Source organism: Vibrio sp. VP6, assembly GCF_028823755.1.
GTDB lineage: Bacteria > Pseudomonadota > Gammaproteobacteria > Enterobacterales > Vibrionaceae > Vibrio > Vibrio parahaemolyticus.
Genome location: NZ_JAPEID010000032.1, coordinates 37,542 through 60,486, shown reverse-complemented (window position 1 = coordinate 60,486; position 22,945 = coordinate 37,542). Strand labels below are relative to the sequence as shown.

General features: G+C 48.0%; 24 protein-coding genes and 1 riboswitch. Of the genes, 15 read left to right on the top strand and 9 right to left on the bottom strand.

Features of this window, described 5'->3' with window-relative positions; translation table 11 throughout:
• Window positions 1–268: 268 nt before the first annotated feature.
• A complete protein-coding gene (locus OU793_RS18290) occupies window positions 269–793 on the bottom strand; it encodes a DUF3087 domain-containing protein (protein WP_159404261.1) in 525 nt (174 codons plus the stop codon).
• 160 nt (window positions 794–953) lie between these two features.
• Between OU793_RS18290 and trmY the strand changes: the two genes are divergently transcribed.
• Window positions 954–1,553 (top strand): tRNA (pseudouridine(54)-N(1))-methyltransferase TrmY, encoded by a 600-nt coding sequence (gene trmY, locus OU793_RS18285; protein ID WP_069502213.1) that lies wholly within the window; start codon window positions 954–956, stop codon window positions 1,551–1,553.
• An 80-nt stretch (window positions 1,554–1,633) separates the two neighbouring features.
• Here trmY and OU793_RS18280 read toward each other — a convergent pair whose 3' ends face one another.
• On the bottom strand, window positions 1,634–2,977 hold the full coding sequence (locus tag OU793_RS18280; protein WP_140103564.1) for a TldD/PmbA family protein: 1,344 nt from the start codon (window positions 2,975–2,977) through the stop codon (window positions 1,634–1,636).
• Entirely contained in the window at window positions 2,977–4,362 is a 1,386-nt protein-coding gene (locus OU793_RS18275; protein WP_140103565.1) for a TldD/PmbA family protein, read from the bottom strand. The genes OU793_RS18280 and OU793_RS18275 overlap by 1 nt, the downstream gene beginning before the upstream one ends.
• Window positions 4,363–4,674: 312 nt before the next feature.
• Window positions 4,675–4,782: riboswitch (TPP riboswitch) on the top strand.
• A gap of 96 nt (window positions 4,783–4,878) precedes the next feature.
• On the opposite strand from OU793_RS18275, the gene thiD reads away from it, so the two are divergent.
• The 8 genes from thiD to OU793_RS18235 all read left to right on the top strand — a co-directional run bounded on the left by thiD (window position 4,879) and on the right by OU793_RS18235 (window position 11,327).
• On the top strand, window positions 4,879–5,736 hold the full coding sequence (thiD, locus tag OU793_RS18270; RefSeq protein WP_017447010.1) for a bifunctional hydroxymethylpyrimidine kinase/phosphomethylpyrimidine kinase: 858 nt from the start codon (window positions 4,879–4,881) through the stop codon (window positions 5,734–5,736).
• A complete protein-coding gene (locus tag OU793_RS18265; RefSeq protein ID WP_140103566.1) occupies window positions 5,726–6,484 on the top strand; it encodes an ABC transporter ATP-binding protein in 759 nt (252 codons plus the stop codon). Before thiD ends, OU793_RS18265 begins: the two co-directional genes overlap by 11 nt.
• Window positions 6,477–7,277, top strand: coding sequence for an ABC transporter permease (locus OU793_RS18260; RefSeq protein WP_025572391.1), 801 nt, complete (start codon window positions 6,477–6,479; stop codon window positions 7,275–7,277). Before OU793_RS18265 ends, OU793_RS18260 begins: the two co-directional genes overlap by 8 nt.
• 22 nt (window positions 7,278–7,299) lie before the next feature.
• Window positions 7,300–8,250: an ABC transporter substrate-binding protein gene (locus OU793_RS18255; RefSeq protein WP_140103567.1), complete on the top strand. Its 951-nt coding sequence runs from the start codon at window positions 7,300–7,302 to the stop codon at window positions 8,248–8,250.
• A gap of 18 nt (window positions 8,251–8,268) precedes the next feature.
• Window positions 8,269–8,931, top strand: coding sequence for a thiaminase II (gene tenA, locus OU793_RS18250; RefSeq protein ID WP_021821248.1), 663 nt, complete (start codon window positions 8,269–8,271; stop codon window positions 8,929–8,931).
• 18 nt (window positions 8,932–8,949) lie between these two features.
• The gene (thiM, locus tag OU793_RS18245) at window positions 8,950–9,741 is read left to right on the top strand and encodes a hydroxyethylthiazole kinase (protein WP_140103568.1); all 792 of its coding nucleotides are present in this window, start codon (window positions 8,950–8,952) and stop codon (window positions 9,739–9,741) included.
• Window positions 9,742–9,804: 63 nt separating this feature from the next.
• Window positions 9,805–10,419, top strand: a complete 615-nt coding sequence (gene thiE, locus OU793_RS18240; protein WP_140103569.1) for a thiamine phosphate synthase — start codon at window positions 9,805–9,807, stop codon at window positions 10,417–10,419.
• Window positions 10,420–10,601: 182 nt separating this feature from the next.
• A complete protein-coding gene (locus tag OU793_RS18235; protein WP_140103570.1) occupies window positions 10,602–11,327 on the top strand; it encodes a phosphatase PAP2 family protein in 726 nt (241 codons plus the stop codon).
• Window positions 11,328–11,397: 70 nt separating this feature from the next.
• On the opposite strand, the gene OU793_RS18230 is transcribed toward OU793_RS18235, so the two are convergent.
• Both OU793_RS18230 and OU793_RS18225 read right to left on the bottom strand, forming a co-directional pair.
• Window positions 11,398–13,845 (bottom strand): trimethylamine-N-oxide reductase 2, encoded by a 2,448-nt coding sequence (locus tag OU793_RS18230; protein WP_025612253.1) that lies wholly within the window; start codon window positions 13,843–13,845, stop codon window positions 11,398–11,400.
• Between the two features lie 22 nt (window positions 13,846–13,867).
• A complete protein-coding gene (locus tag OU793_RS18225) occupies window positions 13,868–14,962 on the bottom strand; it encodes a NapC/NirT family cytochrome c (RefSeq protein WP_015312793.1) in 1,095 nt (364 codons plus the stop codon).
• A 270-nt stretch (window positions 14,963–15,232) separates the two neighbouring features.
• Between OU793_RS18225 and OU793_RS18220 the strand changes: the two genes are divergently transcribed.
• From OU793_RS18220 to OU793_RS18200, 5 genes are all read left to right on the top strand, one after another.
• Window positions 15,233–15,748: a GNAT family N-acetyltransferase gene (locus OU793_RS18220; protein WP_042772902.1), complete on the top strand. Its 516-nt coding sequence runs from the start codon at window positions 15,233–15,235 to the stop codon at window positions 15,746–15,748.
• A 9-nt stretch (window positions 15,749–15,757) separates the two neighbouring features.
• Entirely contained in the window at window positions 15,758–16,489 is a 732-nt protein-coding gene (locus tag OU793_RS18215; RefSeq protein ID WP_025638303.1) for a glucose 1-dehydrogenase, read from the top strand.
• Between the two features lies 1 nt (window position 16,490).
• Window positions 16,491–16,961: a GNAT family N-acetyltransferase gene (locus OU793_RS18210; protein ID WP_025507690.1), complete on the top strand. Its 471-nt coding sequence runs from the start codon at window positions 16,491–16,493 to the stop codon at window positions 16,959–16,961.
• A 149-nt stretch (window positions 16,962–17,110) separates the two neighbouring features.
• A complete protein-coding gene (locus tag OU793_RS18205) occupies window positions 17,111–17,578 on the top strand; it encodes an HAD family hydrolase (RefSeq protein WP_021450360.1) in 468 nt (155 codons plus the stop codon).
• A gap of 29 nt (window positions 17,579–17,607) precedes the next feature.
• Entirely contained in the window at window positions 17,608–18,135 is a 528-nt protein-coding gene (locus tag OU793_RS18200) for a GNAT family N-acetyltransferase (protein ID WP_140073545.1), read from the top strand.
• Window positions 18,136–18,172: 37 nt separating this feature from the next.
• Here OU793_RS18200 and OU793_RS18195 read toward each other — a convergent pair whose 3' ends face one another.
• From OU793_RS18195 to OU793_RS18185, 3 genes are all read right to left on the bottom strand, one after another.
• The gene (locus tag OU793_RS18195) at window positions 18,173–18,763 is read right to left on the bottom strand and encodes a type II secretion system protein (RefSeq protein ID WP_223304377.1); all 591 of its coding nucleotides are present in this window, start codon (window positions 18,761–18,763) and stop codon (window positions 18,173–18,175) included.
• A 153-nt stretch (window positions 18,764–18,916) separates the two neighbouring features.
• Window positions 18,917–19,204 carry a hypothetical protein gene (locus tag OU793_RS18190; RefSeq protein ID WP_005459922.1) on the bottom strand — a complete coding sequence of 96 codons (288 nt, stop codon included), beginning with the start codon at window positions 19,202–19,204 and terminating at the stop codon, window positions 18,917–18,919.
• A 67-nt stretch (window positions 19,205–19,271) separates the two neighbouring features.
• Entirely contained in the window at window positions 19,272–20,171 is a 900-nt protein-coding gene (locus OU793_RS18185) for a DMT family transporter (RefSeq protein ID WP_140073544.1), read from the bottom strand.
• A gap of 92 nt (window positions 20,172–20,263) precedes the next feature.
• Between OU793_RS18185 and OU793_RS18180 the strand changes: the two genes are divergently transcribed.
• Window positions 20,264–21,700, top strand: a complete 1,437-nt coding sequence (locus tag OU793_RS18180) for a PLP-dependent aminotransferase family protein (RefSeq protein ID WP_180793898.1) — start codon at window positions 20,264–20,266, stop codon at window positions 21,698–21,700.
• Between the two features lie 96 nt (window positions 21,701–21,796).
• On the opposite strand, the gene OU793_RS18175 is transcribed toward OU793_RS18180, so the two are convergent.
• A complete protein-coding gene (locus OU793_RS18175; protein ID WP_140073542.1) occupies window positions 21,797–22,933 on the bottom strand; it encodes a glycerate kinase in 1,137 nt (378 codons plus the stop codon).
• Window positions 22,934–22,945 lie beyond the last annotated feature (12 nt).

The window sequence follows — 22,945 nt, the reverse complement described above, 5'->3', positions numbered from 1 at the left end:
TTTCTCTCAAAGCGGAGGCGTATTCTAATGAACTAATTCTTAGTGTCAAACACTTTTTAAAATTAATTTTTAGAAGCTTTTTCGCCTTATTGCCAACTGCTTTTGCGTTTCCGCTTTGCCCTGACAACGGAGGCGCATTATAGGGAGATGAGTTTTCTTGGCAACCCCTTTTTAGAAAAAAATTCAAAAAAAAGCGTCGAGTGATGAAATCTCATTCAAACGCTCATTTTTAGCACTCAGTTGTTAAGTTCAAGTAGCAAATAAGCAATCAGTATGTGTCTATCAACCCCTCTTCAAAGCTTGCAATATCAAGGTGCAGTGATTTGTCGACTTCGATTTGATCTATTGCCTCTAGTTCTTTATTTACACTACTCATCGTCAATGTGTTGTTGTCTAGCTCAAACACTTGGCGTTGCGTGGTGTAATAGAACTTAAGCGTAGTGAGCGCTTTTACATCGTCATTGCTCGCGGCTGCTTTAATGCTTTTTAGTTTACGAAAGATTTTGTTGTGCAGTTGCTTGAGTTTCCAAACGTACAGCACCTCTTCCATGTATGGTCGAGTTTTAATTTGATTCAATAAAGAGAGGGAAGTTGCAACTGCTAGAACGACACCAATCAAATTCCAATGGAAATTGCCCGTTGATTGTTCTGGTACGACTTCAGTGTTGCCAAACAAAACAATCAACAAGGTACTAAAGGCAAGAGAGGAGATGGCGAGCAACGCAACAAAACCGCCAATCACAAGGTTTACTTTCTTTTTATAAACGTCTTTATTTATCTGTTTGATTTCCATATACCGCTCCTAACAGGGTTACCTCCTATTCTAACCAGCACACTCCGCACGACAATCGAAGCTTTGTAAGTAAGTTCACATTTACTATTAAACTCGCATCCGTTCCCTGCTTGGGTATATACTTCCGCGCATTCACTCTTCCTATATAGAGGCTAAATTCATGCGCTCTTTTGTTTTACGAGCTCGCGCGGCGCCAACCACCAGCAAAGCACTATTAGAAGGTGTTGGTAACGAGGCGCATACCGAGATCCTTGCTCATACCATGATGAACACCATGTTCGTGGCACAATCTCACCGTGAAGATGTGGTTGTCCATTTGGTATTAGAGAGCACGAAGGATTACTCGCGCACGATTACCATTCGTTCAAACGACATTACCAATATTGGTGGTTTTCACGAGTCAACGTTGATCTCTGCCGTTGCCCGTGCGTTAGACGCATCTGTTGGTATGGGTAAAGAGCAGCTTCGTGAAGTTGAGCCGGGTATTACGGTTCGTACAGTGAGCTTCGAACGCTTGGTTCAAGAACTGGCGGAAGACCACCAACTTTATATGTTGGACAAGAAAGGCGAATTTGTTCGTGATGCAGAAATCGGTGAAAGCCCATGTTTCTTGCTAACCGACCACATTCCGATGCCGAAGAAGTCGTTCAACAGCTTGAAGCGCCTAGGTACTGAGAAAATCAGCCTTGGACCTAAGATGCTGTTTGCTTCTCAGTGTGTAGTATTGATCCACAACGAACTGGATATCCGCGAATTCTAGTTATTCGCGTACACGTTGCTAGATGATTAAAGAGGACTCGATTGAGTCCTCTTTTTTGTTTCTGACTTTCTATGCTGCGCTTATTTACCGCCAATACTCAATCGAGCAAAACGCACATCTGGCGCGAAGAAAGTGCGGCTGTCATTAATAAGCTGCGTATCACCCACAGCTTCTACTTCTTGCAGCATCTTATAGAAGTTACCTGCAACTGTAATTCCGCGCACAGGTTGAACACGTTGACCATCACGGCACAAGAAACCACTCGCACCAAATGAGAAATCACCACTGACAGCATCTGCACCAGAGTGAACCCCTTGCAGTTCCACTAATTCTAGGTATTCACCTGCTTTGACTTCTGACACACTGCTGTTGCCTGTCGCAATCACTTTATGATTTGCCGATACGTCTAGGCTCGATTTCGCACTGCGAGATGCACTTGCCGTCGACACTGCACCTAAATAACTCGCTGTTTGGCTATTGTGCAATAGCGTATTTAGTTGGCCATTGGCGATCAACACATTGTCTTGAGTGGTAAAACCTTCACTATCAAACCCTGCGATAGCCATACCATTTGGCATGTATGCCGCATCGGTAAAGGTGAGAAGTTCACTTGCTACGCTTTGACCAAGCTTGTCACCCAGTGGCGAGATGCCTTTCATCGCACTCACACCAGAAAACGCACTGCCGAATGCACCAAACAGGCTGCTTAACGCATTGATGTGGAAGATGGCTGGATAGTTACCTGTCGCAACTGGTGCGCCATCAAGGAGGTCGCGAGCAAGGTTGTAACCGCCTTCAATGCAGTAAGTTGGATTCAACTCATCAAAACGGCGACCTAACGACATTCTACCTGCCATCGACTGTTTGCCATCTTTTTCAAATAAGGTATACGCGTAACAAGTGAAAGAGCGCTCGAAATGTTGACATAACGTACCTTGAGTATTCGCGATGATGAGCTGAGTTTCGCCGTCACTATAACCATTGTATGGTGAGCTTGAAGCGTGAGGCTGAGCCACAACACCTTGTTCAAGCGCGAGGGACAGTTCAATTTTCTCATCGACCGATGTGGTATCGTCTTGCGCAATTTCTGCAATATCAGTGGTGATTTTGCTGTTTACGCAGCTGATGGTTTGATGTTCATCTTGCTTAGAAAAACGAGCACTTTGCAGCGCGTTGGTGAGCATCAAATCTAAACTTGGTTGCTCTAGTGATTCAGAATAACTGGTCGCGACACGGGCATCTTTAATGACTCGAACACCCAGCACTTGGCTTGAGCTGACTTTGTACTCATCCAACTTGCCTTGGTTTGCTTTCAGCGAAAAGCTGCTGTTACGGTTCACAATCACATCCGCTTCCGCACCTTGGCGTTTGGCTTCTGACAGGACGTAATCAACCGCGTTAAGAAGTTGTTTTTCTTGGCTCATTAGTTACCGCCTCCTACCAGAATATTGTCCACTTTAAGGGTTGGTTGGCCGACTGTTGTAGGTACTGAGCCACTCACTGAACCACACATACCTGGAGCAAGTGCCATGTCCTTACCGACCATACTGATTTCTTTCAATACTTTAGGACCAGTGCTGATCAGTGTCGCCGCTTTCAAAGGCTTGGTAATTTTGCCATTTTCAATCAAATACGCTTCACGAACAGCGAAGTTAAATTCGCCCGTCCCAGGTTGAACGGAGCCACCACCCATCTTCTTGGCGTAAATACCGCGTTCGATTCCCGCAAGCATATCATCGATTGAATGCTCGCCTTCTTCGATAAAGGTATTGCGCATGCGCGAGGTTGGTGCGAACTTGTAGTTCTGACGACGACCAGAGCCTGTTGGCTCGTAACCTGTCTTCATGCCGCCCATTTTATCGACCATAAAGCTAGTTAGCTTACCGTCTTTAATCAGTTGGGTACGCTGCGTTGGCAAACCTTCGTCATCAACGTGGATTGAGCCCCATTCGTTGGTCATCGTGCCATCATCTACTGCGTTTACTGCGGTATGAGCGATCATCTCACCCATTTTGTCGTGGAATACCGACGCCTTCTTCGCAACCGAAGTGGTTTCTAGCAGGTGGCCACACGCTTCGTGGAAGATAACGCCGCCAAAGCCGTTACCAATTACCACAGGCATTTCACCCGATGGACAAGCATCCGCGCCCAATTTCACTAGCGCTTGTTGAGCGATAGTTTGACCCAACTCTTTCGCCTCGATCTGCTCACTGAACTCCCAACCGGCAAGTGCCCCCGGGCCTTCCATACCAGAAGATTGCTCATTGCCTTTCTGAGCAACTGTGTTACCCGCAACACGAATGTAGTGACGCGTATCGTCTACATGCAAACCTTCTGAGTTGAAGATAGACACTTGCTGCTCGCGCTGAAGCACACTACCAATGAACTGGCTGATGTACTCACTTTCTGCACGCGCAGCTTGGTCAACTTTCAATAGAAACGCGATTTTTGAATCTAAGTTAGCATCCTTACTTAGCGGCATGCGGCAACCATGTTGGATTGGGTAGCAGTTCAAATTCAAAGAACCCGCTGACGCGATTTGCTCACGCTTGTCTTTTGCTGCAAGCAGTGATGTCACGCGTTTTAGTTCGGTTTCGTCCGTGCTGTTGGTGTAACCGTAAAGCACTTTGTGACCGAAGAAGAGGCGAATACCGATACCAAAATCAATACCTGAATTTACATTGTCCACCTCACCAGATGCGATCTGGACGGTGTTGGTTTGGTGATGTTCAACGAATAGCTCAGCGAAATCAGCTCCTAAAAAGAGAGCATGATCGATCACTGACTTCGCTGTTACAGAATTAAGCATGAAGTCTCCTTGCTCGATGATCGTCTTAGCCTTCCTAAATAACTTCCGATAAATTCCGTAAAGTTAAATTGGCAACGCGTTAAATTTTAACAGTTTTTTAACCTTGTTTTGTGCTAATCCTTGCCAAAAGAGACCACGACTCTTTATTTAATATTCCAGTTTCTGCTCTTTCATCAGAGCGTTGCACTGGAAAATTCCGCGCAACAAAGTATTAAGAAGCTTACTCTATCACTCACTTCGCATAATTGAATACTCAATAATAATTACTCTCAAAAAACGTATCTCTTGAGTAAGCGTCCTGTTATCATCCGAGCGAAATAGTCGGGGGGCCACGTGATAAGCGTTGGCTGAGATCGAAATTCGAGACCCGTTGAACCTGATTCAGTTAGCACTGACGTAGGGAACTATGCGCACTTTGCCTTTCGCCGCCTCTCTTTGGCGAGTGAAACGATCGAACAATCGATCTGCCCACAGCGGTCAAAGTCAGTTCCTATACGTCTTGTAATAGGAGCGACCATGACGCAGCAATCACAGCCTTATTCACATCAGACGCCAGCCTTACCTACCCCTATCGTATTGACCATCGCAGGCTCCGACAGTGGCGGCGGCGCAGGTATTCAAGCAGACATCAAAGCGATGTCGGCAACAGGCAGTTTTGCATGCTCGGTAATTACCGCCATCACTTCGCAAAACACACAAGGCGTTTCTGCGATTTTCCCTATCCCACTTGATCACGTTGAAAGCCAACTCGATGCGGTGTTTACCGATCTCAATATTGTGGCGGTAAAAGTCGGCATGCTGGCGGATTCGAACATCATCAAAGTGGTGGCCAGCAAGATCAGACAGTACCAGCCTAAACATCTTGTGATAGATCCCGTCATGGTCGCCACCAGCGGCGATTTGCTACTTGAGCAATCAGCAATCAGCACATTAAAAGAAGAACTAATTCCTCTGGCAGACATCATCACTCCTAACCTGCCAGAGGGTGCAGCACTGACAGGTAAGCCTGTACCTCAATCTGAGGCAGAAATGAGTGACATGATTGACGACCTTCGTGCGCTTGGTGCCAAAGCCATTCTGCTCAAAGGCGGTCACCTTGAAGAAGATGAAAACAGCAACGATCTGCTGATCATGCAAAACAGTGCCGAGTTAATCAGCGCCAAGCGTTTTCCGACCCAAAATACCCACGGTACGGGCTGTACACTGTCTTCCGCTATTGCGTCTTACCTTGGTCAAGGCAACAACCTGCACAAAGCCGTGCATTTAGGAAAACAGTACATCAGCCAAGCAATCGCTCATGCGGATGAGTTGGAAGTGGGGAAAGGTCACGGACCAGTACATCACTTCTTTGCGGGTCATACCTATGTTCGCTAACGCGATTGGCATTCAGCTTTCCGACGCCAGTTTGCAATACAAAGACAGCCAAACACCGACTTTAGCGAAAGTGAACATGGTCATTCCTATCGGTCAATGGACGGTATTACTCGGGCGAAGTGGCTGCGGAAAAACCACGATATTGCGTTACTTAGCTGGCCTACTGGATGACCAAGTTGACTGGCATGGCGAACTCATCACAACCGATGGCGCCGCACTGCATGACCGTATCGCTTACATGGCTCAGCAGGATTTATTGCTACCGTGGCTTCACGTGCTGGATAACGTCTGTCTTAGCTCGCGCTTTTCTCACGCCAACTCAAATTCAGCGGAAGAGAAACAACGTGCTCTCAACTTGTTAGAGCACGTTGGGTTGGCAGATTACGCTTACGCCAAACCCGCTCAACTCTCTGGTGGTATGCGGCAGCGCGTAGCCCTTGCTCGCACTCTGATGCAAGACAAACCTTTGGTTTTGATGGATGAACCTTTCTCGGCATTGGACGCCGTGACTCGGCACAAATTGCAAACTCTCTCTGCCGAGTTACTTAAGGACAAAACCGTTGTCTTGATTACGCACGATCCGCAAGAAGCGGTGCGATTGGCACACCAACTCTATGTGTTGCAAGGCACGCCTGCTCAAGCACAGCACCTTGATGTACCTGATTCGCCACCACCTCGCCTACTTGATGGAGAATGCGCAACATTGCAGCAAGCGATTTTGGATCAGTTGGAGAAAGACTATGAGTGATATGACTCAGTACAACTCCGTTTCGGCGCATATTAATAAAAAGGAACGCGTGACTCATCCGGCGTTGCGTCTGCTGATCAGCGCAGCCGTGATCTTAGGTTTGTGGCAACTCATTGTAGTGGTGTTTGACATGCCAAACTTCATCTTGCCTTCGCCAATTGAAGTATTGGATAGATTAATCACTCGATACGACGTGCTACTCAAACACACTTGGGTCACGGCACAAGAGATCCTACTTGGCCTCGCACTCGGCTTATCGATGGGTTTGCTATTCGCTTTGCAAATGCTGATGTTCGAGCCGCTCAAACGCTGGCTATTGCCGATTCTTATCGCCAGCCAAGCAATTCCAGTATTTGCTATCGCGCCCGTGTTGATGCTTTGGCTGGGTTACGGCATTGCATCGAAAGTAGTAATGGCGGCGATCATCATCTTTTTCCCCGTCACGACATGTTGCTACGACGGTCTACGCAATACACCAACTGGTTACCTCGATCTTGCCAAAACCATGGGCGCATCGAAATGGCAATTACTGCGCCATATTCAACTACCTGCCGCCCTGCCAACGTTAGCGTCTGGTATTCGTGTTGCCGTGGTTATTGCGCCGATTGGTGCCGTGGTAGGTGAATGGGTCGGTTCAAGTGAAGGCTTGGGCTATCTGATGCTCCAAGCTAACGCTCGCATGATCATCGATGAGATGTTCGCGGCACTGTTTATTCTCGCCGCGCTGTCTATCGCACTCTATTTCACCACTGACAAATTACTGAAAAAAGCCATTCCCTGGGAAAACAAATAGGGAAAGAAAAAGGAAGAACCCCGTGAATAAAAACAAACTCATGAGCGCTGCCGCTCTGCTCGCTTCAATGGTTTCAACTAACGTACTTGCTGCCGAAAAAGAGCTTACTTTAATGCTGGATTGGTTCGTTAACCCGAACCATGGCCCTATCGTGATCGCACAAGAGCGCGGCTACTTTAAACAGCAAGGTTTGAAGGTCAATATCCAAGAACCCGCCGACCCAAGCACACCACCCAAACTAGTTGCGGCTGGCAAAGTCGATATGGCGATTTCATACCAGCCGAGCTTAACCATCGACGTAGCGGCTGGCTTGCCATTAATTCGCTCTGCGACCTTGATTGCTACTCCCCTCAACACATTGATGGTGTTGGATAACGGCAAGAACGACAACCTTGGCGACCTTAAAGGCAAGAAGATCGGTATTGCTATCGCAGGTAACGAAGAGGCGACAATCGGCACCATGCTTGCGCAGGAGAACGTGAAGTTTTCTGACGTGCAAATCATCAACGTCGGTTGGGCACTCTCTTCCTCTCTCGCATCCGGTAAAGTAGACGCTATTTGGGGCGGCTTGCGCAACTTCGAAACCAACCAACTTGCGCTAGAAGGCTACAAAGCCAAAGCCTTCTTCCCAGAAGAACACGGCGTACCAGCGTATGACGAACTGGTGTTTGTGGTGAATGCAAAAACCTACGACAAAGCGGCTATTAAAGCGTTCAACAAAGCGCTGGAGCAAGCGACCACTTACATCGTCAACCACCCTAAAGAGTCTTGGAAAGAGTTTGTCGCTTACTCGCCAGACACGCTAAATAACGAACTCAACCAACGCGCTTGGAATGACACATTAACTCGTTTCGCGCTTCGCCCATCAGCAGTCGACCTAAAACGCTATGACGATTACGCCGAGTTCATGTACTCACAAAAAATCATCGAAACGCTACCAAAAGCAAAAGATTACGTACCGAGCTTTGACTAATTACGAGGCTGCCCCATTATGAAATACCAAGATTTGATCGACGCTTGCCGCCAAGATTGGCAAGAATACACTGAGCATGCCTTCGTGCAGCAATTGGCCAAAGGCACGCTGGCTCAACCTTGTTTTCTGCATTACTTGAAGCAAGATTTCTTATTCCTAAAACAGTACGCGCGAGCTTATGCGCTGGCAATCTACAAAGCACGTACGTTAGACGACATGCGCCGCGCACTACCAAGCGTACATGCGCTTTTAGATTCAGAGATTGCCCACCATGTTACCTACTGCGGTCAGTGGGGATTGACGGAATCTGATCTCGAAAACGAGCCGGAAGATTTTGGCACGGTGGCTTACACGCGCTACGTATTGGATGCGGGAATGACGGGCGACTTAGTTGACTTGTATGCCGCGCTCGCCCCTTGCTCCATCGGCTACGCCGTCATTGGTAAAATGCTGATTGAAGATGAAAACACGGTATTCGAAGGCAATCCTTATGAAAGTTGGATTAACTTGTACGGCGGTGAAGAGTTCCAATCAGGCGTGGCAAGTGGGGCCGAACACTTTAACCAGTTGCTGGCTGAAATCGACATCCACAGCCAGCGCGGTCAAAACCTGATTCAGGTCTTCAAAACCGCAACGCGTATGGAAGTGGCGTTTTGGCAACAAGGTCTAAACGCGCAATAAGGTTAATTGGAGAATCTCATGTTAATAGAACAAATCACTCAAGCATTAACCGCAGTGCGTCAGCAAAAGCCTTTAGTCGTGAACATTACCAACTACGTGGTGATGAACAACACGGCGAACGCTTTGTTGGCTATCGGTGCTTCGCCAATCATGGCGCATTCAAAGCAAGAAATGGCAGAAATGATGTCGTTTGCAGGCGCTTTGGTGATCAACATCGGCACCCTAGACAGCGTTTGGACGCCGCGCATGAGCTATGCCGTCGAGCAAGCCAACTCGAACGGTAAAATCGTTGTGCTCGACCCTGTCGGTTGCGGTGCAAGTTCACTACGCACCGAAACCTCGCGCGAAATCGCCCGCCTTGCAAACAAGTTAATCATTCGTGGTAATGCTTCCGAAATCATTGCTCTCGCTGGTGAGCAAGCACAAAGCAAAGGTGTAGATGCACTCGACAGTAGTGATGCAGCCCTTGGGGCGGCTCACTTCTTGGTTAAAGAGTACGGAGCGAGCGTGGTGATCTCCGGCGAAACTGACTACATAGTGACAAAAGAGCAAACCGTCCAGCTGAATAATGGTCACGAGATGATGCCATACGTAACGGGCATGGGTTGCACACTAACGGCACTGACAGGCGCGTTTGCAGCAATCGGTGACGAAACGGGCCTTGCTGCGGCAGCGGTGCTTGGCGTTGTGGGTGAAATTGCGGCTGAGCAAGCGCGAGGGCCAGGTAGCTTGCAAATGCATCTTTTGGATGATCTTTACCAACTGGATGAAGAAACACTGGCAACACGCCTTAAATTACAAGTGAGATAAATCGCTTCTCAATGCTTTAAACGCCTCTCACTCCAACGAAAGTGGGAGGCGAAAGGAAACACAATGAACACCTATCGTTTGTATTTGGTCACCGACGACCAACAAGATTTATCCACTCTCAAACACGTTGTAAGAAAGGCGGTAGAAGGTGGGGTCACCATGGTACAGGTGCGCGAAAAACATGGTGACGTTCGTGCATTTATTGAACGAGCTCAAGCCGTGAAGACGATCCTTGAAGGCACTGGCGTCCCGTTAATCATCAATGATCGTGTTGATGTTGCCCTTGCCGTCGATGCCGATGGTGTTCACCTCGGGCAGTCAGACATGCCAGCAGAGATCGCTCGTCAATTGATTGGCCCAAACAAGATCCTCGGCTTATCAATTGAGACTGAAGATCAGCTGGCAGAGGCGGATTCTCTGCCCATTGATTACATCGGCTTGAGTGCCATCTTCGCTACGCCAACCAAAACCAACACCAAAAAACACTGGGGTATAGAAGGTTTAAAAATGGCGCTGAACACCACGTCCTTACCAATCGTCGCTATTGGTGGCATCAACGAAACCAACATTCCTGTTCTGAGTGCGACAGGTGCACATGGTTTGGCTTTGGTTTCTGCCATTTGTCATGCAGAAAACCCAACCAAAGCAGCAGAGTACTTACTTTCTCTGATGGATTAAGACCCCAACGCTTAAGGATGAGCGCCTTTACCCTCCGGATAAATGTCATCAATTCATCACTCAACCTTCATTCTCTCGTCAAATTGACAAAGCGTTGATAAGTTTTTCACGCCAGATAACGTAAGATAAGCCCCTTATTTTCACGTGGTTGAATAACCCTCAATAAAAACAAAACGCTCTCAATGAAAACCAAAAAATATGGATTGATGATGCTCGCCTTGTTTGTTCTTGGCATCATCCCAATGTCGCTGTTTGGCTCTTATCACGATCTCACCTCACAGGTGCCTGAAAGTCTGGGTATTACTTTTACTTTGCTCACAGATTCTGCTGGCAGCAAAGGCTTTTTAATTACGTTAACACTGCTACTGCTTTCTTTACTTCGCTTTAAACCAAGTCGCATTGAGTGGATGCAAAAGCTCTCAATGTTAGGGCTGTTACTTGTGATTGGCTTTGCCAGCAAAACGGGGCTAAAACTGATGACAGAAAGCCCACGCCCGTACACGGAATTGCTCGCAGCAGAACAATTGATTGAAACACCAGAAACGTTTTATCAGTTGGATACAAAGCAACAAGCCAACGTAATTAACCAGATTTCTGAACAAGTCAGTGATTGGCGGACGCGCCATTGGCAAGGCGAGAAAGACTATTCTTTCCCGTCGGGCCATACGATTTTCGTTTCGATTTGTTTGGCTTTCTTTGGTGGGTTGTTCTTACAGAACAAGTGCTATATCTCTGCACTGTCATTATGGATGTGGGGAATGAGTGTCGCATATAGCCGCTTATGGCTGGGCATGCATCGCCCTGAAGATTTAATAGGCTCGGTCTTGTTTGTCGCGATTGTATTTACTTTACTCCCGACATTTCAAATTAAGAAACAGATGCCGTTTGTTTCTCTTGCTTCACGCTAATGTGAACGATTACTAGAAAAAAAAGAAGCCAGCGATTCGCTGGCTTCTTGCTTTCAAGCGCTACTTTTTTCTAGCCATTTTTTGGTGGTTCAAACGCTGTTAGTTCTAATTCTGGGCCAGTGTATTTTTCAATACGAACCAGTGCCGAGTTCGCCGCACAGCCGTTTGCAAGTCGAGAGGTCGGAATATCCAACGTTAACACGTTACAACCGCCGTTCTTACAAATGCCGGTTTTCGGATCCAAATCCGGCCAACCGCCTTCATGAATACATACTGAACCTTGCTTGATTCGGTCAGTCACTTCCGCGCCAACCAATACTTGGCCACGGTTGTTAAACGCACGAACTAGATCGCCCGTTTTAATACCACGCGCTTTCGCATCTTCAGGGTGAATCCAAATAGGTTCACGGTTTGCAATTGCGTACTCTTCGCGAATCTTCGCGTAGTTAAACTGGCTGTGTAGACGATGTGCTGCGTGCGCGGTCATTAACTGCAACTCGCCATCTTTTGCATTGCCGGTGTACTCGGTTGGTGCCATCCACGTTGGATGTGGAGGACAGTCTTCCAAGTGGTAACCTTCAATGGTTTTCGAGAAGATTTCAATCTTACCACTTGGCGTACCTAGCGGGTTCATGATCGGGTCTTCACGGAAATCCGCGTAACGAACAAACTGTGCGTTCTTCTCGTTCCACTTCATCTCGATCAGTTGGTTATCTTCCCAAAACTTGCTGAAGTTCGGCATTGCAATGCGAGAGCCACGGCCACCTTGTTGCGCCGCCTTGTAGAAGCCGTACAACCATTCCATTTCAGTTTTGCCTTCGGTGTACACATCACGGCCACCCGGTGCTAGCATCTCTGCCATGTCCGCGAATACATCGAAGTCATTACGCGCTTCACCTTGCGGCTCAACCACTTGCTTCATTGGCACCAAGTGTTGGTTACTGTAGTCACCCGTCATCGTTAAGTCGTTACGCTCGAACGATGTGGTGATTGGCAGAACGATGTCCGCATGCTTCGCAGCCGCTGTCCAGTAAGGTTCTGAAATCACGATCAGTTCAGGCTTTTGCCATGCTTTAATCAAGCGGTTGGTGTCTTGGTGGTGAGTAAAGTTCGCACCGCCAGCCCACCAAATCATCTTAATGTTCGGGAACGTAAGTTCATGACCGTTGTGATGGTAGGATTGACCTGGGTTTTCCAACGCCTCGACAATACGCGCCACAGGGAAGCTTTGCACCGCGCCAGACACTGCCCAGTCGTTACCCGCAGAAGAGCCACCACCCAGTGATGCCGAAATCGCAGGAAGAACGCCAGCATCACGAGCAGGGTTACCACCGTTTGAGTAGTGGTAAGAGAAACCAAAACCACCGCCCGGTAAACCGATTTGACCCAACATCGTTGCCAGTGTAACCAGCATCCAGTGACGCTGCTCACCGTATTGTTGGCGCTGCATGCCCCAACCCGCCATCAGCATGGTGCGGTTTTTACTGAAGATGTCAGCCAGTAGCTCAAGTTGCTTCGCAGGTACGCCACAGATTTGTGATGCCCATTCTGCTGATTTTTCTACGCCGTCTTCTTCGCCCATCAGGTACGCTTCAAACTTGTCGTAACCTGCGGTGTATTTATCGAGGAAGGCTTTATCGTGCTTACCTTGTTTCACTAAGGTGTGTGCGATACCCATCATCATTGCCACGTCGGTCATTGGGTGAGGAGCAATCCACTCCGCATTCTCGCCAAAGAATTCAATGGTTTCAGAACGAATAGGGTCAATCGCAATGACCGTCTTGCCTGATTTTTTCAATTGATGGAAGAACTCAAGACCAGCACAGTCTGTTGAGCTCCACGCGATTTTTAGGGTGTTGATTGGGTTTAAGCCCCAAAGCACAACCACATCACTGTGCTCTAGTACCACTGGGTACGTGGTTTGTTGCTCGTACACTTCGATAGAGCCCACAACGTGCGGCATGATGATCTGCGCAGCACCCGTTGAGTAGTCACCCAAGTGGCCTGAGTAGCCGCCCGCCATGCTCATGTAACGTTGCAGCAAGGTTTGTGCTTTGTGCAGCACGCCACTTGAACGCCAGCCGTAAGAACCAGCAAACACAGAAGCCGGGCCATATTCTTTACGAATGCGCATGTGCTGTTCGTGGATCAGCTTGTAAGCTTCATCCCAAGACACGCGTACAAATTCATCGCTGCCGCGAACGCCTTCGGGAGCTGATGGGTTTGCCAAGTAACCTTTACGAACCATTGGGTACTTAACACGCGCTTTAGTGTGCACTTGGTCAGGACCAGTGCTTTGTAGGCTATTTGGTACAGTTTGAGGCAGAGCATTAGTGGTCGAAACCAACTTACCATCTTGTACTTCACACAGCATTGGGCCCATGCGGCCCGCCGTTAGAATGCCTTTGCCGCGAGCATTAGAAGACGCAACAGACATAGGTGAAAATGAAGTGAATGCCATTGCACCAGCCGCCATACCAGTGCCTTTTAGAAATCCGCGACGGGTCATATTAGTCATAATCTTATCCTTCTATTTATCGTTAGTGACCAACCACATCTTTCGCGTGGTGCTGGAAGAACTTGGTTAGAATTTCTAGGTTCTCGGCTGAAATATCAGTTCGATCACCCATACTTTTCGCTACCGGTCCCCATGCATTCACTGTGAAGTGATTTGAAGGAATTTTCGCGTGACAAGTTGCACAGTAAACGTTGTCCAACTCTTCTGCGTATGACCATACTGGATCAAGCGTGTCTACAACTGGAGAATCAATAGCACCTGTTAGAGAAACCGAGCGCCATTCGTTGCCGTAAACATCCGCCTCAAATTCACCAGCTTCAAGCGCTTGTTGGCCTTGCTCTGTTAGCGTTGCTACGATGGCACGTTGACCTTCTCCCATGTAAAGCACTTGTTCTGCACCTTTCATTTGGAATGCGTTCAACTTAACAGTGCGGTTGTCGCCTTCCGCGCTCATCACTTCCAGTTTTGTTGTTGGATTGATGGTACCCATTTCACCCATATTAATCGTCGTTACTGGGTAAACTACCTTCGCGTTAGCAGCTGTCTTCGTCGTGAAGCTCATCAGCGTTTCGAATGCTTTGCTGTCTAGCTCTGCTTCTGGTGCAAAGTGAGCCACACCTTTGTGACAATCGATACACGTTTGATCGTTCGCTTTCGCGTATTCATGCATCTTCGCCGCATCGCGTGATTGCTCAAACTCTTCCATTGCATCGAAATCATGACACGAACGACACGTCGCTGAATCGTTTTCACGGAACTGAGCCCATACAGTTTCAGCCATGTCTTTACGATGTGCTTCGTATTTCTCTGGCGTGTCGATCTTGCCTGTCACAAATTCGTGGTAAATGTCTTTCGACGCACGAATTTTGGTGATCAGGTAATCCATTGGTTCTTGAGGAATATGACAGTCAGAACATTCCGCGCGAATGCCCTTTGCATTACTGAAGTGAACTGAGCCTTGATACTCTTTATAAGGGATTTCCATAGAGTGGCATGAGACACAAAACTCAGTGTCAGACGTGTAGTGCATCACCGCTGCACTGCCGCCCAAAGTTAACCAACCCACACCAACGCCAGCAGCAACTAGCAATGCAATATATCGTTTTTTTATTGACATAATTCGCAACACTTCCAAATAAAATGTAATTATAGGTCGCAAATTACTACTTTGTGGGTAGATAACTCTTGATCCACATCATTACCGTGTTGCTCTCTGCGTCTCAAGAATGAAATTTCGTTATTTAGCTCCCATGAATTCATATCTAACGCAAATTTTTTGCACAATTCGACATTCACAACATAAATCACTTTTCTAAATTGAACGGTTTGATCAATAAGCTAAGAGAATGAGAGACTGGCAATTCAACTCGATGCATTAAGGATGTGCATGTCGACTCTCATATCTACACCCAGAACCACAATGAGCCCGATCAGAGCAGAAGATTGGGCGCTATTTCAGCGTTTACATATCGAGCCTAGTGTCATCGCTCTCTGCTTCGATAAACCTGACGAGCGAGTGTTACGCGACAAGTTTGAATCTCGTTTAGCGAGCTGGACACCAGAGTGTGACCATTGGTTGTGCTTGACCATTCTCGATGCAAATAATCAACAACCTATTGGGATTACGGGGTTTGTACTAGAGGAAGACAAAGCCGAAGTGGGCTATTTGCTGCTGCCCGACTTTCATGGCCAGCAATTCGGCACAGAAACACTTGAGGCTTTGCTGCACTGGGCAGAAACCACGCACGATATCCGCCGCTTTTCCGCCACAGTGACCGAAGGAAATGTCGCATCAGAGCGCGTACTCACAAAATGCGGCTTCGAACTCTCTCAAGTCATTCCAGACGCATACCAAATCGGTGGCAAACACTACGCCGATAAAATCTACTCGCGACAACAATAAGGACGTATTTTGAATAAAGTAGTCATCGTTACCGGCGCAAGCCGAGGCATTGGAGCCGCAACTGCGAAAAAGCTGGCCGAGCAAGGCTATCGCGTTTGTGTTAATTATCGAACTCAGCAAGAGGCCGCCGACCGAGTTGTAGCAGAAATACAAGCAAACGGCGGGAAAGCCATTGCCATCGCCGCAGACGTAGCCGATGAGCAGCAAGTGCTCTCCTTGTTTGAGGAAACAGAACGCGAATTTGGTGCAGTGACGCACTTGGTCAACAACGTGGGCGTGCTGTTTACCCAATCGCCTTTGGCCGACATCAGCTTGGAGCGCTTCCAAACTGTGATGAACACTAATGTCGTCAGTTGTTTCCTCTGCTGTCGAGAAGCGGCGAAGCGATTCAGAGCGGGCAGTGCCATTGTGAATGTCTCCTCTGGAGCGTCACGCTCAGGCGCGCCATTTGAGTATGTTGATTACGCCACATCAAAAGGCGCGATGGATACCTTAACTAAAGGGCTCTCGCTCGAGTTGGCAGAGCGCAATATTCGCGTCAATGGCGTTCGACCGGGTTTCATTTATACCGATATGCATGCCGACGGCGGAGAACCAAACCGAGTGGATAGACTGAGCCCTCAAATTCCTCTTAAACGCGGCGGCACAGTAGAAGAAGTGGCGAATGCGATCGCTTGGCTACTGAGTGACGAAGCTTCTTATGTCACAGGATCATTTATCGATATTGCTGGGGGCAGATAGAATGCAAATCCATATCCGACAAGCTACTCCCAAGGATTTAGACGGAATTTTTCAGCTTAATTTGCAGATCAATTCACTGCATTTTGCGAATGCGCCAGAAGCCTTTGTTGCGCCTTCAGAAGCTGATCGCGAATTTCTTGCGCAAGCACTAGAGAACAAAGAGCGACTCTTTTTGGTTGCCGAACGTGAACAGCAAATTCTTGGCTTCTTAACCGCGATGATCACCCAAAACGACACCGTCAGCTTTCTGATCAAAGACCCAATTTGCCGCGTGGGGACGATCGTTGTCGATGAAGAGCAAAAACAGCAAGGAATCGGTCGTCAACTGCTCCAAGCTTGCGAGCATTGGGCGCGCGATGCCAATGCCACGCAAGTTCGATTGGAAGTGATGGAATTCAATCAGCCAGCACAACGTTTTTACGATAATCAAGGTTTTAAAACTAACTCACGCATTATGCTGAAACATTTGTAACGATAACGGCAATTAAACGCTTTTCACGACTAAAGCCGACTAAATCGCATTTATCACTTCGATTTGTCCCCCGATTTTAGAAAAGGCGATATGATGTACTGATATACCCAAGTGACTTCAAGATGCTTGGGTATAAAGGAGATTCGAACATGATTTATCTTTTCGATTGGGGGAACACCTTGATGGTAGATTTCCCTCACGCACAAGGAAAAATGTGCGATTGGGAACACGTAGAAACGGTTCCTCAGGCCACCGAAACGCTGGCAGTACTTTCCCAAAATAATCCCATTTACATTGCGACCAGTGCATCTGACTCCAACATGGAAGAGGTTCAACGTGCATTCGTCCGCGTCGACTTGGACCAATTCTTAAATGGCTATTTTTGTTTTGCCAACCTCGGTATCGCTAAAAACCAACCTGAGTTTTATCTCGCCGTCGCAAAACAGTTAGGGGTTAACGTGAGTGAAATAACCATGGTCGGCGATTTACCTCACAAAGACATTTATCCCGCCATGCAAGCGGGCGTAAACACCATTTGGTTTAACCCAACGGGCGCTGATGCACCAGCCGATCCCATTCCCAATCAAATTCGCTGTTTATCTGAGCTTATACCCTAACCATTACCTGCACTAATCAAGGAAGATGAATGCAAATCAGACCCATCAAGGTGAGCGATCTCGAGCGCTTCACCGCGCTGTGGAATCGGGTGTACTCCGAGGGGGAGTTTTTGATTTCTCCAGCCCCCGATGACGCAACACTTCGTAGCATCCTGCAACGTGTCGAGAACGAATCCATCCCTCAGTTTGTCGCGTTTGACCGCCAAGAACTGATCGGCAGCGTTGAAATCTTCCCTGCAGAAATGTGCGGCTACGAAGGCGGACAGCTTATTCGCGTCGGTATTCTTGGTATTCACATCGACAAAAGCTACCGAGGCAAAGGATTAGGACGGAAGTTATTATCAATGGCAATCGCGCGCGGTTGGGCGTTTGGCTACGACCAAATCGTACTCAACGTATACAAAACCAACACACCAGCGATTGCTTTATATGAATGCTTTGGGTTTGAACATCAGGGAGAACTTGGGGAAGTGATCTTGCCAAATGGCAAAGTCTTAATGAGTCAAAAAATGGTATTGAATAAAGCGCAACGCCGTTCGAACAACCCCGGTTTGTAGATTCTCGATAACCGTTGTTCGCACCACTTATTTGGGGCTAACACCCTTGCGTCACATGCCCTCGAACAATTGAATCGGTCGAAGCTTGATTCACGTAGTAGAAATAGCACGCTTCTTCTGCCAATGTGTAACCCTGCGGCCAAATGTACACCACGCGATCAACACCCGATTTATCTAAGAACTGATAATCGGGAATCGCGACAAAATGAGCGCTGTTCGGGTGCTGCTGACCGATGATACAAAAATCACTGCCTTTGCACGGCACGTCAATTTTCGAGTAGCCTCTGGCAGGCAGGTCTATTTCTAATAAAGCACGAATACTGTCGGCGCTGGCTTCTGGCATGCCTTTGCGTGTTTTGACTTGTCGGTCAATGTAGTGAACGTGCTCTTGGTCGTAAGCGTTATCAATCACAGATTGAGCATGGAAGAATTTGAGAGCCGTACCTAAAGAAGACTGAGAACTGTGCAGCATCGCAGCGTATGCTTGGCGATGAATATCGAGTAGTACTGGTAAAGCAGCTAATGCGATGAAAGCCAAAGTGGTGAGCACTATGGTGATTTCCATCAGCGTAAATCCCTTTGATTTCACGTTTCCTATCTCAACTAGCCCAAGACAATAGCCCCACATCCATGTGAGACCGAGACAATATATCGCCAATTTCTTACGATTAAAGGCCCAAGGGGTAAGAAGAGACAAACACCACTCAAACTTGAGAACAGCAGCCAAAGAGCAGTGCAACAAAACGACGCTATGTATCAGATATTAGACGATTTTCACTCTCTAGCTATTGAGTAAAGGCACATTATTTCGCACCAGACCACGACGAACATTCGTGCACATTTTGCCAAAACGACGAATCTCATCGAATTGCGGAACAATGCCGCGCTCCATAGCCGATTCCCAATAGCTCAGCTCTGAATCCACCATTTCCAGTAACTTCTTCGGACAACCGATGCACTGGCCTTCCGGCCCACACACAAAGGTTTCCGGTTCGTAAATCGGTAGTTCAGCTTTTACTTGGTCGATGATATTACGCATCGCGGTCATTCGGTCTGGCTTTGCCGTCATCACTCTGCTCCACGGATTAAGATGAGGCAGAATTGTACTCACTGGCACGTGAATGTCCCTACCTAATTTAGGTATATTCTGTTTTGATGGCTTTTTTTATCGTCAGATCTGGCTTTTTAACCACCAAATACACCGCCGTAGCCGCTAGGACAAAGCCAGAAATGCCCATCCAATCAAACGACTCTCCAAACGCGAGCCAAGCTTGAATCGCCGTCGTTGGTGGCACTAGGTAAAACACAGACGCTACACTCGAAGACGCCCCATTTCTCACCATGTACAGCAACAATAGAATCGCCACACAAGAGAGCACGACGACCAACCACAACACGGTCAAAATAAACTCCAGTTCCCATTGCACTTGCATGGTTTCAAACTGCATCGCAACAGGCAGAAACATGATGAGCGCGGCCAAATATTGCACTGTCGCACCACCAACCATATCCACTTGTTGGCAATGTTTTTTCTGATACAGCGTCCCTAGCGTGATACCAACCAAAGCCAATAAACACAAACCAATGGCCAACACTTTGTGCTGCTCGGATTGCCACTCCATTTTGCCCATCAACACCATAGCGATACCGACAAAACCAAGAGCCAAACCCAGCCATTGCGAGGGTTTAAATTCCTCACGGACAAACGCCACCAACAAAGCCGAGGTTAAAATCGGCTGAATGCCCACCAGCAACGAACTCAACCCCGCAGGCATACCCAAAGCGATAGCGAAATAAGTACCGCCCAGATAGAAACCGTGGATTAACGCCCCGACCACGCAGCTGTGCCAAAAATCTTTCCCTGTCGGCAACCTTCTACGCAATACCGCCACAAGAACCAAAAACAGTAAGACATTGAATGCCATACGGATAGAAAGTAGTGTCGCTGGCTCGGCATATTGCAAACCAAAACGCGCACCAACAAATCCAGAAGCCCAAAGGATGACAAATACAAAAGGGATGGCTCGGATTAACATGTTCGCCTCACTCACGCTTGTTTTATGTTTTGAGATGCTGCTAATGTAATTAGGTACAGTGTTTTCAAAAAGTGACAGATGGAAGTGTTTTTATGGGTACAGATTTATTGGGAAGCGGTGAAGGGAATAAGTACCTCGTGGTGGAAAAACACCTCAAACAAGCCATCAATGGTGGCGTTTATCAAGCGGATGATCGACTGCCCTCCATTCGCTCATTGAGCCAAGAGTTAAACGTCAGCAAAAATACCGTGATTCGTGCATATCAAGAGCTGGAAGCGCAAAACTTGGTGTACTCGGTTCCCAAATCGGGTTATCGAGTGAAAATCGCCTTGCCGACCTCTCGCTCAATTCCGGATCCGACTCGCGTGGATTTGCTCTCGATCTGTAAAGAAATCCTCACGTACCCTGAATACCAAGAGCGTTTGCCCGCTGGCTCTGCCCACCCAAACATTGATTCCCCCGCGATCAAAAGCTTGTACGCCGAGATTGGCCGTCACAGCCGCCAGCAAACGCATGTACCGAGCCATTACCAGTTGCCACCCGGTGATCACCTCTTAATTAAACAACTGGCGAAAATCACGCAAGATTTGGGCACGCCAGCCAAGTTGGATGAAATCATGGTGACGCACGGCGCGCAACAAGCAATAAGCCTAGCGCTGCGCGCAACGACACAAAAAGGCGATATCGTCGCGGTGGAGTCTCCTTGTTATTTTGGCAACTTATTGATGCTCGAATCACTCGGCCTCAAAGTGGTGGAGATCCCGAGTTGCCCACGAGACGGTATGTGCCCCGAAGCCTTAGCAAAAGCAATGGCGACATGGGACATAAGAGCGATCATCGTAACACCAAACTTCACCAACCCTACTGGTGCCATGATGCCGCTAGAAAAGCGTCAACAATTACTATTGGCGTCCGGCAATATTCCTATTATCGAAGACGATGTGTTTGGCGGGTTAAGTTATGATAAGCCGTTGCCAAGCTTGAGCTTGCTCGATGACAAGCAACGCGTGATTTACGTGAATTCGTTATCCAAAACACTCGATTCGCGTTTGAGAATTGGTTGGATGCTGGCGGGGAGATATAGAGATCAAATTGAGCAATATCTACTGTGTGAGAACATGGGCAGTTTGAACCTGATGCAGTCAGCCGTGGCAACGTTTCTAACGTCAGGCAAGTATCGAACGCATACTGCGCGAATGGGTCGGGTTTATCAAAACAACATGCGCCGATTTATCCAGATGCTTCATCAATACTTAGATGAATACGAATCTCTAAAAAATCGGTACCAGATCAACGCCGTGCAAGGCTCGTTCTTGCTTTGGTTGCGCCTGCCCGAAGACACGGACAGTTATGCGTTGTATCAAGCGTGCAATAAGCACAGAATCAGCCTACTTCCCGGCACCGTATTTGGCACTCAAGAGCAATATCGACATTGCGTGCGCCTCAGCGTGGCAAACTTTGGTCATGAAACCGATTGGAGTAATGCGATGCAAACACTGGCAAAGTTGATAGCAAAGCATGTCTGTTAACTCGCTCTTAATAAATGAACTTATGCCCACACACGCAAACAGGTAACAACAAAAAACTCCACGCAAAGGTGGAGTTTTCTCGTATCGTTATCGCCCTCAGTGCGACTTAATTTGCCACATTCTCGCGACGTTTTCGGCTAAATTGGCAACGTTGACGTCGGCCTCTTTCATGGCCTCAGATAAGCTCATCGCCCTTGGTACACAAGCAAACACCGCATCAATACCGCACTCATAAACCGCCTGATAGTTGTCGCCCACACAGCCTGCTAATGCAATGACTGGTAAATCAAACTGCTTGGCCACCTTAGCAACGCCCATCGGCGTTTTACCATGTGCGGTTTGATGATCGATGCGACCCTCACCTGTGAATACGATATCCGCATCCGCAACATGCTGAGCAAGTTTGACCGTTTCAAGCACAATCTGAATTCCCGGTTGCAAACGTGCTGGCATGTACCCGAGCAAGGCCGCGCCCATACCACCAGCAGCACCCGCCCCTTCACGAGTCAGTACGTGCTTACCCGTCACTTGTTCCGTCAACTCACCAAACTTGCGCAATGCGTTATCGAGCAGAGTGACGTCTGACGCCGTCGCTCCCTTTTGCGGGCCAAAGATAGCCGACGCGCCTTTGTCGCCACAGAGTGGGTTATCAACATCGCACGCTACCAACACTTCGCAAGCAGCTAAGCGCGGGTCAAGACCAGAAATATCGATGGAGGCAAGCGCTGCTAACCCGCCTCCATTTGAGGTAATTGCATGACCAGATTCATCAAGAAACGTTACCCCCAACGCGGTCAACATGCCCACGCCACCATCATTGGTAGCACTGCCGCCCAAACCAATGATTAAGCGTTCAATACCTCTGTCTAGCGCGTGTTTGATCAGCTGTCCGGTACCCATGCTGCTGGTCAGTTTTGGGTCGCGAGCGTCACTCGGCACAAGGTGTAGCCCACTGGCCTCCGCCATTTCAATAACCGCAGTTTCGCCGTCGCCGAGGATGCCATAAAACGCTTCAACATCATTCCCTAATGGCGCAGTCACTGTTGTGAAGACTTGTTCGCCTTGAGTTGCATCTATCAAAGATTGAACCGTGCCTTCGCCACCATCTGCGACCGGAACCGTAACAAACTCGGCATCATGCCATACGCGAGCAAGACCCGTTTTGATCGCCTCGCTCACTTGTTTGGCGGTTAAGCTTTCTTTAAATGAATCAGGTGCAATTACCACTTTCATACGTATTTCCAG

Bases quoted from the DNA above. Each gene is read 5' to 3' on its own strand.
- OU793_RS18275 (WP_140103565.1), bottom strand. From the start codon at position 4,362: ATGCTTAATTCTGTAACAGCGAAGTCAGTGATCGATCATGCTCTCTTT.
- tenA (WP_021821248.1), top strand. From the start codon at position 8,269: ATGAAATACCAAGATTTGATCGACGCTTGCCGCCAAGATTGGCAAGAA.
- OU793_RS18205 (WP_021450360.1), top strand. From the start codon at position 17,111: ATGATTTATCTTTTCGATTGGGGGAACACCTTGATGGTAGATTTCCCT.
- OU793_RS18210 (WP_025507690.1), top strand. From the start codon at position 16,491: ATGCAAATCCATATCCGACAAGCTACTCCCAAGGATTTAGACGGAATT.
- OU793_RS18235 (WP_140103570.1), top strand. From the start codon at position 10,602: ATGAAAACCAAAAAATATGGATTGATGATGCTCGCCTTGTTTGTTCTT.
- OU793_RS18290 (WP_159404261.1), bottom strand. From the start codon at position 793: ATGGAAATCAAACAGATAAATAAAGACGTTTATAAAAAGAAAGTAAAC.
- thiD (WP_017447010.1), top strand. From the start codon at position 4,879: ATGACGCAGCAATCACAGCCTTATTCACATCAGACGCCAGCCTTACCT.
- OU793_RS18180 (WP_180793898.1), top strand. From the start codon at position 20,264: ATGGGTACAGATTTATTGGGAAGCGGTGAAGGGAATAAGTACCTCGTG.
- OU793_RS18190 (WP_005459922.1), bottom strand. From the start codon at position 19,204: ATGACGGCAAAGCCAGACCGAATGACCGCGATGCGTAATATCATCGAC.
- thiM (WP_140103568.1), top strand. From the start codon at position 8,950: ATGTTAATAGAACAAATCACTCAAGCATTAACCGCAGTGCGTCAGCAA.
- OU793_RS18185 (WP_140073544.1), bottom strand. From the start codon at position 20,171: ATGTTAATCCGAGCCATCCCTTTTGTATTTGTCATCCTTTGGGCTTCT.
- OU793_RS18220 (WP_042772902.1), top strand. From the start codon at position 15,233: ATGTCGACTCTCATATCTACACCCAGAACCACAATGAGCCCGATCAGA.
- OU793_RS18225 (WP_015312793.1), bottom strand. From the start codon at position 14,962: ATGTCAATAAAAAAACGATATATTGCATTGCTAGTTGCTGCTGGCGTT.
- OU793_RS18200 (WP_140073545.1), top strand. From the start codon at position 17,608: ATGCAAATCAGACCCATCAAGGTGAGCGATCTCGAGCGCTTCACCGCG.
- OU793_RS18280 (WP_140103564.1), bottom strand. From the start codon at position 2,977: ATGAGCCAAGAAAAACAACTTCTTAACGCGGTTGATTACGTCCTGTCA.
- OU793_RS18195 (WP_223304377.1), bottom strand. From the start codon at position 18,763: ATGTGGGGCTATTGTCTTGGGCTAGTTGAGATAGGAAACGTGAAATCA.
- trmY (WP_069502213.1), top strand. From the start codon at position 954: ATGCGCTCTTTTGTTTTACGAGCTCGCGCGGCGCCAACCACCAGCAAA.
- OU793_RS18260 (WP_025572391.1), top strand. From the start codon at position 6,477: ATGAGTGATATGACTCAGTACAACTCCGTTTCGGCGCATATTAATAAA.
- OU793_RS18265 (WP_140103566.1), top strand. From the start codon at position 5,726: ATGTTCGCTAACGCGATTGGCATTCAGCTTTCCGACGCCAGTTTGCAA.
- thiE (WP_140103569.1), top strand. From the start codon at position 9,805: ATGAACACCTATCGTTTGTATTTGGTCACCGACGACCAACAAGATTTA.
- OU793_RS18230 (WP_025612253.1), bottom strand. From the start codon at position 13,845: ATGACTAATATGACCCGTCGCGGATTTCTAAAAGGCACTGGTATGGCG.
- OU793_RS18175 (WP_140073542.1), bottom strand. From the start codon at position 22,933: ATGAAAGTGGTAATTGCACCTGATTCATTTAAAGAAAGCTTAACCGCC.